A 2,011-nucleotide genomic window follows, 5' to 3' on the forward strand; every position below is an offset into this window, starting at 1 on the left:
TGTTCTGCCGGGCGATCCGGGCGGCCGCGTGACCGTTGCCGGCGCGGATCGCGTCCACCACCTCGGCGTGGTGCTGGAGCGACTCGAGCATCAGGGCGCGGCTGTTGCCGGCGTGCGCGATCTTGTCCGAGATCAGGCTGAGCACGACGCCGCGGACGACCTCGTTGCAGGTCTGGATCAGCGAGTTGCGGCTGATCTGCGCGATCACGTCGTGGAAGGCCAGGTCCGCCTCGCTGAAGGCGGCGAAGTCGACGTCGATCGCGGCCCGCATGGCGACCAGCGTCTCCTCCATCTCGGCCAGCTGCTCGGGCGTGCGGAGCCGGGACGCGACCTGGATCGCGGCGCCGTCCATGATCATCCGGAACCCGATCAGCTCGCTCAGGGTCAGCTCGTCCACCCGGGCCAGCCGGACCATCTGCTTGCGCAGCGCGGCCTGGGAGAACGGCAGGATCTCCGGTCCGTTCGGGTCGCCCGGGCGGGACCGGACGACGCCGTTGCTCTCCAGCACCCGCAGCGCCTCGCGCACCGTCGACCGGCTGACCTCGAACTGCGCGACCAGCTCGCGCTCGCTCGGCAACCGCTGGCCGGGAGCGAGGTCACCCCGGATCAGCGCCTCCTCGACCTGCTCGACGATCCGCTGGTACGCGCGGACAGGCTGCACCGGCTCGAATCGCGGACTCTTGGTCATTCCGGAGCACCCCAATCGCTTGACAGACCCCTGCGTAGCGATAAACCTAGTGGACCACTGACACCTAGTCCACTGGTCGGACCAGTCACAGCTGTACGGCGAACTCGCCGGAGCGGCGTGGCCCCGTTCAGCGGACTCCGCACAGATCGCCAGAATGCGGCGAGCACACAGCCGGCAGCACTGGAGGAGTTCGCGTGAAGTCGTCGTCGTATCACCAACGGGCGGTGGCGTTGGCCGCCTCCGCAGCTCTCCTGGTCCTGACCGCCTGTTCGGCCGGATCCACCACGACCCCGGGCAGTTCGCCGGGCGGTGACCAGTCGCTGTCGATCGGCCTGGTCGCGGAGCCGGCCAGCCTCGACTTCACCACCACCGACGGCGCCGCGATCCCGCAGGCGCTGCTCGGCAACGTGTACGAGCGCCTGGTCAAGCAGGACGACTCCGGCAAGATCGTGCCGGAGCTGGCGAAGTCGTGGACGCTCTCGCCGGACCGCAAGACCTACACCTTCGACCTGGTCGACAACGCCGAGTTCACCAACGGCAAGCCGTTCACCGCGGCCGACGCGGTATTCAGCATCAACCGGGTGAAGACCGCGTGGACGACCTCGCTGGCGTCGGCGATGGACGTCGTACAGGAAGCGAAGGCGCTGTCGCCGACGCAGTTGCAGGTGACGCTGTCGAAGCCGAGCAACGGCTGGCTGTTCCGGATGACGACCCGGATCGGCGCGATGTTCTCCGAGACCGGGGTGAGCGCGCTGGCGACCGCGCCGGTCGGCACCGGGGCGTTCAAGTTCTCCAAGTGGAACCGCGGCGACTCGATCGTGCTGCAGCGCAACGACGACTATTGGGGCACGAAGCCGTTCTTCAACCAGATCACGCTGAAGTACTTCAAGGACGCGACCGCGCTGAACAACGCGCTGCTGACCGGGACGATCAACGTGATCGGCACCGTGCAGGCGCCGGAGGCGCTCAGCCAGTTCACCAGCAACGACAAGTACCAGGTGATCGAGGGGACGACCAACGGCGAGGTGCTGCTGTCGTTCAACAACTCCGAGCCGATCTTCAAAGACATCCGGACCCGGCAGGCGATCCGGATGGCGATCGACCACAAGGCGCTGCTGGACACCTGCTGGGCCGGTCGCGGGAAACTGATCGGCAGCATGGTCCCGCCGACCGACCCCTGGTACGAGGACCTCACGAACGTCGCGCCGTACGACCAGGCCAAGGCGAAGTCGTTGCTGCAGGCATCCGGCGCCGCGGGCAAGACGCTGCGGCTGCGGCTGCCCACCCTGCCGTACGCGATCTCCTGCGGCCAGGTGGTGAAGA

At 67.8% G+C, this 2,011-nt stretch carries 2 protein-coding genes; one reads left to right on the forward strand and one right to left on the reverse strand.

Features of this window, described 5'->3' with window-relative positions; translation table 11 throughout:
* On the reverse strand, window positions 1–688 hold a 688-nt coding region (locus ACWCOV_RS41705; protein WP_449834914.1), incomplete at its 3' end, for a FadR/GntR family transcriptional regulator.
* A gap of 194 nt (window positions 689–882) precedes the next feature.
* Between ACWCOV_RS41705 and ACWCOV_RS41710 the strand changes: the two genes are divergently transcribed.
* Window positions 883–2,011: ABC transporter substrate-binding protein (locus ACWCOV_RS41710; RefSeq protein WP_449834915.1), on the forward strand; the 1,129-nt coding region annotated here is incomplete at its 3' end.

It is taken from the genome of Kribbella sp. NPDC002412, from assembly GCF_053592935.1.